General features: G+C 69.6%; 5 protein-coding genes. 1 reads left to right on the forward strand and 4 read right to left on the reverse strand.

Annotated features, from left to right (window positions below):
• Positions 1 to 142: 142 nt before the first annotated feature.
• The 4 genes from AC07FN_RS45435 to kdpF all read right to left on the reverse strand — a co-directional run bounded on the left by AC07FN_RS45435 (position 143) and on the right by kdpF (position 5009).
• Entirely contained in the window at positions 143 to 745 is a 603-nt protein-coding gene (locus tag AC07FN_RS45435) for a potassium-transporting ATPase subunit C (RefSeq protein ID WP_478401306.1), read from the reverse strand.
• Between the two features lie 441 nt (positions 746 to 1186).
• Positions 1187 to 3256 (reverse strand): potassium-transporting ATPase subunit KdpB, encoded by a 2070-nt coding sequence (gene kdpB / locus AC07FN_RS45440; protein ID WP_478401307.1) that lies wholly within the window; start codon positions 3254 to 3256, stop codon positions 1187 to 1189.
• Entirely contained in the window at positions 3253 to 4914 is a 1662-nt protein-coding gene (gene kdpA / locus AC07FN_RS45445) for a potassium-transporting ATPase subunit KdpA (protein WP_478401308.1), read from the reverse strand. The genes kdpB and kdpA overlap by 4 nt, the downstream gene beginning before the upstream one ends.
• Positions 4914 to 5009, reverse strand: coding sequence for a K(+)-transporting ATPase subunit F (gene kdpF, locus AC07FN_RS45450; RefSeq protein WP_093262700.1), 96 nt, complete (start codon positions 5007 to 5009; stop codon positions 4914 to 4916). Before kdpF ends, kdpA begins: the two co-directional genes overlap by 1 nt.
• 430 nt (positions 5010 to 5439) lie before the next feature.
• Here kdpF and asnB point away from each other — a divergent pair, with 430 nt between their 5' ends.
• A complete protein-coding gene (gene asnB, locus AC07FN_RS45455; protein WP_478401309.1) occupies positions 5440 to 7275 on the forward strand; it encodes an asparagine synthase (glutamine-hydrolyzing) in 1836 nt (611 codons plus the stop codon).
• The last annotated feature ends 161 nt before the right edge of the window (positions 7276 to 7436 follow it).

Raw genomic sequence — 7436 nt, forward strand, 5'->3', positions numbered from 1 at the left:
ACAATCATCCCAGGCCAGAGGGCATCTGCCCCACCACGACACGACCCCCACCACCACAAAACCCAACCCACCACCGGCGGATCCGGGCTATGGCAACCAAAAGTACGCACGGGCCCTGACCAGGCAACTTACCCCGTCGGCATCACCTCGCCCGGTGGACGGCGACGTTGAGGGTCGTCACGTTCACCACGCGCTCGGCGACGATCCCACCGCTGGTGCTCTCGGCGATCAGGCTCCGGACCTCTTCCAGCGGGATGCCGGTGACGCGAGCCACCCGGGCCGCCTGCAGCTCCGCGTAGGCCGGGCTGATGTCCGGGTCGACGCCGCTGCCCGACGCCGTGACGGCGTCCGTCGGCACCTGCTCGGGCCGCACGCCCTCGCGGGCGGCGATGGCGTCGCGCCGCTCCTGCACGGCGGCGAGCAGGTCCTCGCTGGCTCCGCCGTAGTTGGAGCCGCCGGTGCTCGCCGGGTCGCCCGGGCCGAGCGCGCCCTCGGCGGACGCCGCAGGCCGGGTGTGGAAGTACGGGTCGTTGGCCGGGTCGGCCGGGACCGGGTCGATGCCGATCAGCGACGAGCCGACGACCCTGCCGTCCACCACGATCTGCGAGCCCTCGGCGTTGGCCTGCAGGCCGGGGATCCGGCTGATCCCCCAGATCGCCAGCGGATACGCCACGCCGAGCACGACGGTCGCCACCAGCAACAGCCGCAACCCCGCGAACGCCTGCCGCAGCAGTGTGCTTTTCATCAGTGCCTCTTCGGTTCGGGTCGGCCGCAATTTCAATGGAAATCGAAGGTCCGATTTCCATTGAAATTGCGGAAGTTGTCCACAGGTCCCGGTGTGTCGGGACCTGACACGCCGGAGGACCGCAATTTCCATTGAGCGTTTTTCATCTTGGTCGGTCCGCAGCCGCGGGTCGCAAAGCTGCACGTCGATGGGTGTCGCATGCGCCGCAGGCGCATAACCCACCTACGACACTCGCACCGCCGCGGGTTCACTGCACCCGTGCCCCTGGGGCACTCCTGGGCGAGGACGGCCCCTCCGCCGTGTATTGGACATACATCAGGAGGGGCCTCACAGACCAGGGAGCCTCTGAGGTTCCGCCACCCGCACCGCCACGCAAAAACGAGGTTGGAAAAACCTCATCGAAACTGCGGACCAACGGGATCCTCGGCATGTCCCGGCCTCTCAGCCGATGCCCGGGATGAAGCGGATGACCAGGTCGATCAGCCAGATCCCGAGGAACGGCGTGACGATGCCGCCGAGCCCGTAGACCAGCAGGTTGCGCCGCAGCAGCGCGCTCGCCGTGGTCGGCCGGTAGCGGACCCCGCGCAGCGCCAGCGGGATCAGCGCGATGATGACCAGCGCGTTGAAGACGACGGCCGACAGGATCGCCGACGTCGGGGTGGCCAGCCGCATGATGTTCAGCGCGTCCAGCTGCGGGTAGATCGCCACGAACATCGCGGGCAGGATCGCGAAGTACTTGGCCAGGTCGTTGGCGATGCTGAAGGTGGTCAGCGCGCCGCGGGTGATCAGCAGCTGCTTGCCGATCTCGACGATCTCGATCAGCTTCGTCGGGTCGGAGTCGAGGTCGACCATGTTGCCGGCCTCTTTGGCCGCCGCCGTGCCGGTGTTCATCGCCACGCCGACGTCGGCCTGCGCGAGCGCGGGCGCGTCGTTGGTGCCGTCGCCGGTCATCGCGACCAGGCGGCCGCCTTCCTGCTCGGCCTTGATCAGAGCCATCTTGTCCTCGGGCTTGGCCTCGGCGAGGTAGTCGTCGACGCCGGCCTCGGCGGCGATGGCCTTGGCGGTGAGCTCGTTGTCGCCGGTGACCATCACGGTGCGGATGCCCATCGCGCGCAGCTCGGCGAACCGCTCCTTCATGCCGGGTTTGACCACATCGGACAGCCGGATCACGCCGACCACGCGGGTTTCGCCGCCGCTTCGCTCGGCCACCACCAGCGGCGTGCCGCCCTGCGAGGCGATCTCCTCGGTGAGTCCCTCCACTTCGGACGAGATGCCGCCGGCCCAGGCGCGCACCGCGCTGGTGGCGCCCTTGCGGATCTCGCGGCCGTCGATGTCGATGCCGCTCATCCGGGTCTGCGCGGTGAAGGCGACCTCTTCGGCTTGCAGCTCCGAACCGCGCGGCCGCGTGGGCAGCCCGTACTGCTCGGCGCAGTACGCCACGATGCTGGTGCCCTCCGGGGTCTGGTCGGCGAGGCTGGACAGCCGCGCGACCTCGGCCAGTTCGCCGAGCGTGGCGCCGCCGACGGGCAGCAGCTCGGTGCAGCGCCGGTTTCCGAAGGTGATCGTGCCGGTCTTGTCCAGCAGCAGCGTGTCCACGTCGCCCGCGGCCTCCACGGCGCGGCCGGACTTGGCGAGCACGTTGCGCTGCACCAGCCGGTCCATGCCGGCGATGCCGATCGCCGACAGCAGCGCGCCGATCGTCGTCGGGATCAGGCACACCAGCAGCGCGGTCAGGGTGATCACCGACAGCAGCGAGCCGGAGTAGCCGGCCATCGGCTGCAGGGCGACCACCGCGAGCAGGAAGATGATCGTCAGCGTGGACAGCAGGATCGTCAGCGCGATCTCGTTCGGCGTCTTCTGCCGCTGCGCGCCTTCGACCAGCGCGATCATCCGGTCGACGAACGTTTCGCCCGGCTTGGTGGTGATCTCCACGACGATCCGGTCGGAGAGCACCGTCGTGCCGGCCGTGACCGCCGAGCGGTCGCCGCCGGATTCCCGGATCACCGGGGCGGATTCGCCGGTGATCGCCGATTCGTCGACGGTCGCGATGCCCTCGACGACGTCGCCGTCGCCGGGGATGACCTCGCCGGCCTCGACCACGACCCGGTCGCCGATGCGCAGCGCCGTGCCCGGCACCTGCTCCTCGACGCCGTCGACCAGGCGCTGCGCGACCGCCTCGGTCTTGGTGCGCCGCAACGATTCCGCCTGCGCCCGGCCGCGGCCTTCGGCGACGGCTTCGGCGAGGTTGGCGAACAGCACGGTGAACCACAGCCAGGCGGCCACCGAGATGCTGAAAACGTTCGGATCGGCCACGGCGAGCACGGTGGTCAGCACCGAGCCGGCCCACACCACGAACATGACCGGGTTGGCCAGCTGGTGCTTCGGGTTCAGCTTGCGCAGCGCTTCCGGCAGCGACGTCCACAGCTGGCGCGGGCTGAACGCGCCCGCGGTCATCTTCCGCGGCCCGGTTTCCCGCTGCGATTCCTGGGGTTTCTCCAGCGTGGTGGTCATGCGAGGGCCTCCGCGATCGGTCCGAGGGCGAGCGCGGGCAGGAAGGTCAGCGCCGCGACGAGGATGACGGTGCCGCCGAGCAGCCCGGCGAACAGCGGGCCGGTGGTGGGCAGCGTGCCCGCGGTGGCGGGAACGCGCTGCTGCTGGGCCACCGCGCCGGCCAGCATCAGCACCGCGAGGATGGGCACGAAGCGGCCGAAGAGCATCGCGATGCCGAGCGCGACCTGGAAGAAGTCGCTGGTCACGGTCAGCCCGGCGAAGGCGCTGCCGTTGTTGTTGCCCGCCGAGGCGAAGGCGTAGAGGACCTCCGACAGGCCGTGCGCGCCGGTGTTGTTCAGGGCGTCCTCAGTGGACGGCAGCGCGAGCGCGGTGCCGGCCCCGAGCAGCACCATCGTGGGCATCACGAGGATCGACAGCGCGGCCGCGGTGACCTCCCGCCGCCCGAGCTTCTTGCCCAGGTACTCCGGCGTGCGGCCGACCATCAGCCCGGCCAGGAACACCGCGATCACGGCCAGCACCAGGATGCCGTACAGCCCCGCGCCGACGCCGCCGGGCGCGACCTCGCCGAGCAGCATGTTCAGCAGCGGCACCAGGCCGCCGAGCCCGGTGAAGCTGTCGTGCATCGCGTTGACGGCGCCGGTGGAGGTGCCGGTCGTGGCGACCGCGAACAGGCCGGACAGGAACAGCCCGAAGCGGGTTTCCTTGCCTTCCAGGGCACCGCCGGCGGCCAGCGTCGCCGGGCCGTTGGGGTGGCTTTCGGCCCACCAGACGACCGCGGTCATCACGGCCATGATCGCGACCATCACCGTCAGCAGCACCCGGCCCTGGCGGCGGTCGCCGACCATGGTGCCGAAGGTGCGGGTCAGGGCCAGCGGGATGACCAGGATCAGGAAGATCTCCAGCAGGTTGCTGATGCCGCCGGGGTTGGAGAACGGATGCGCCGAGTTGGCGTTGAGCACGCCGCCGCCGTTGGTACCGAGCTCCTTGATGACCTCCTGGCTGGCGATCGGCGCGGTGGCGATGATGTGCTCCTGGCCGTCCAGACCGATGACGTGGATGCCCGAGGCGAGGCTCATCGCCCCGCCGAGCGCGACCAGCAGCACCGCCGCGACGACCGCGATCGGCAGCAGCACGCGGGTGCAGCCGCGGGTGATGTCCACCCAGATGTTGCCGATGCGGCCGGTTCCGGCGGATGCGAAGCCGCGCACCAGCGCGATCGCGACCGCCATGCCGACGGCCGCCGAGACGAAGTTCTGCACGGTCAGCCCGGCCATCTGCACGGTGTGCCCGAGCACCTTCTCCGGCACGTAGGACTGCCAGTTCGTGTTGGTCACGAAGCTGACCGCGGTGTTGAACGCCGTCGCGGGGTCGACCGCGCCGCGGCCGAAGCTCAGCGGCAGCAGCGGCTGCAACCGCTGCATCAGGTAGAGCAGCGCGACGGACATGACCGAGAAGCCGAGGACGCCGGCGGCGTAGGTGGTCCAGCGCTGCTGGGCGTCGCCGTCGATGCGCACCAGGCGGTACACCGCCTTCTCGACGCGCCAGTGCTTCTCGCTGGTGTAGACGTGGGCCAGGTAGTCACCGAGGGGCCGGTAGACCACTCCGATGGCCAGGATCAGGAGGCCGGCCTGCACCAGGCCGACCACGGGGGAACTCATCAGAACTTCTCCGGCCGGATAAGCGCGACGAACAGGTAACCGATCAACAGCAGCGCCAACACGCCTCCGGCGACGTTGGCTAGCAAGGTGCTCACAAGCGCTCCAAACCGCGGAGGGTCAACGCCAGGACGAGGAACCCGCCGATCAGCAGCACGGCGTAGGCGAGATCAGCCACCGCTGCGCACTCCTTCACTCGAAATCGGGCCACCGGCTCGTGGTGACCGCCTATATCCAGCGAAATCCCCGCGACGGGCGCGGCCAAGGCCCATGACGGCTCCTTGACGCCCGCCCCGAACGCATTGATGCGTTCTTGATGAGCCCGATCGGGTGAACTGACGGCGCCGGTTTTCAGGCGGTTTCACTGATCCGCACGCTTTGTGAGTGTTCGACTTCACTCCGTGAGTTGGTTTCGTCGATGCAACGATCTAGTTAACCTGGCTAATGAAAGCGCGTGTGGCGCGGACCCCCGGAACCCGGCGCCCGCGGACCACCGCGAGGTCAAACCGACACGGAGGAGAACCCGAAATGTGCGGCATCTCCGGCTGGATCGACTTCCAGCGCGACCTGACCGGCGAACAACCCGCTCTCGACGCCATGTGCGCCACCATGACCTGCCGCGGCCCGGACGCCGGCGGCACCTGGGTGCGCCCGCACGCCGCCCTCGGCCACCGGCGGCTGGCCATCATCGACCTGCCCGGCGGGGCGCAGCCGATGGAGGCCGCGACGCCCGACGGCGAGGTCGCGATCGTCTACAGCGGCGAGGCCTACAACTTCACCGAGCTGCGCGACGAACTGCGGCGCCGCGGTCACCGCTTCGACACCGACAGCGACACCGAGGTCGTGCTGCACGGCTACCTGGAGTGGGGCCCGCAGGTCGCCGAACACCTGAACGGGATGTTCGCCTTCGCCGTCTGGGACACCCGCAGCGAGCAGCTGCTGCTGATCCGCGACCGGATGGGCATCAAGCCGCTGTACTACTACCCGACCGAGCAAGGCGTGCTCTTCGGTTCCGAGCCGAAGGCGATCCTGGCCAACCCGCTGGCCGAGAAGGTCGTCGACGTCGGCGGGCTGCGCGAGATGTTCACGATGGTCAAGACGCCGCGGCAGGCGATGTGGTCCGGCATGCGCGAGGTGGAGCCGGGCACCGTCGTCACCGTCGACCGCAAGGGCCTGCGCGAGCACACCTACTGGCGGCTGCGGGCCGCGGCGCACGACGACGACCAGCAGGCCTCCGTCGCGCACGTCCGCGAGCTGCTCGACGACATCGTCGCGCGGCAGCTGATCTCCGACGTGCCGCGCTGCGTGCTGCTCTCCGGCGGCCTGGACTCCAGCGCCATCACCGCACTGGCCGGCCGCCAGCTGGCGCGCAGCGGCGAGCAGGTCCGCAGCTTCGCGGTCGATTTCCTCGGCCAGGCCGAGAACTTCGTGCCCGACGAGATGCGTGGCACGCCCGACACGCCGTACGTCCACGACGTCGCCGAGCACGTCGGGTCGCTGCACCAGGACATCGTCCTGGACCCCGACGCGCTCGCCGATCCCGCCGTGCGCCGCGCCACCGTGCAGGCCCGGGACCTCCCGCTGGGGATGGGCGACCTCGACCAGTCGCTCTACCTGCTGTTCAAGGCGATCCGCGGGCACTCGACTGTGGCGCTGTCCGGCGAGTCCGCGGACGAGGTCTTCGGCGGCTACAAGTGGTTCCACGACCCGCAGGTGAGGCAGGCCGAGACCTTCCCGTGGATCGCCGCGGTGCGCACGCACTCCACCGACCGGGCGGAGATCCTCAGCCCCGACGTGGCGGCGGCGCTGGACCTGGAGTCCTACGTGGCCGACAGCTACCGCGACGCCATCGGTTCGGTCCCGGTGCTCGACGGGGAGGGCGACTTCGAGCGCCGGATGCGGGAGATCTGCTACCTGCACCTGACCCGGTTCGTCCGCGTCCTGCTGGACCGCAAGGACCGGATGAGCATGGCGGTCGGCCTGGAGGTGCGGGTGCCGTTCTGCGACCACCGGCTGGTGGAGTACGTCTTCAACGCCCCGTGGTCGCTGAAGACCTTCGACGGCCGGGAGAAGAGCCTGCTGCGGCACGCCACCGCCGACGTGCTGCCGAAGTCGGTGGTGGAGCGGGTGAAGAGCCCGTATCCGTCCACACAGGACCCGAAGTACGCGGCGGTGCTGCAGCGCCAGGTGGCGGACCTCGTCGCCGCGGGAGACCCGGCGCTGTCGCTGCTCGACGAGCGGTGGCTGCGCGGAGCGCTGGCGCAGGACCCGGCGCGGATCGAGCCGATGGCGCGCTACACCTTCGAAAGGGCCCTCGACCTGTCGACGTGGTTCGACATCCACAACCCGACGATCAAGCTCTGACGGGAAACCCCCGAAAAGGGGGAACCGAGTCTCGGAGGGACGCAATTTCAATGAGGTGATCTCAGGGGATTTTGCCGTGTTCGTGGTGGGTGAGGGTGAGTGCGGCGCGGACGATCGCGGTGATTTTGCGGGGGCTGGCGGTGATGCGTTTGAGTGTGCGC

The sequence above is a fragment of the Saccharopolyspora sp. NPDC045941 genome (genome assembly GCF_056431445.1).

Coding starts and splice junctions, on each gene's coding strand:
- AC07FN_RS45435 (WP_478401306.1), bottom strand. CDS start 745: ATGAAAAGCACACTGCTGCGGCAGGCGTTCGCGGGGTTGCGGCTGTTG.
- kdpB (WP_478401307.1), bottom strand. CDS start 3,256: ATGACCACCACGCTGGAGAAACCCCAGGAATCGCAGCGGGAAACCGGG.
- kdpA (WP_478401308.1), bottom strand. CDS start 4,914: ATGAGTTCCCCCGTGGTCGGCCTGGTGCAGGCCGGCCTCCTGATCCTG.
- asnB (WP_478401309.1), top strand. CDS start 5,440: ATGTGCGGCATCTCCGGCTGGATCGACTTCCAGCGCGACCTGACCGGC.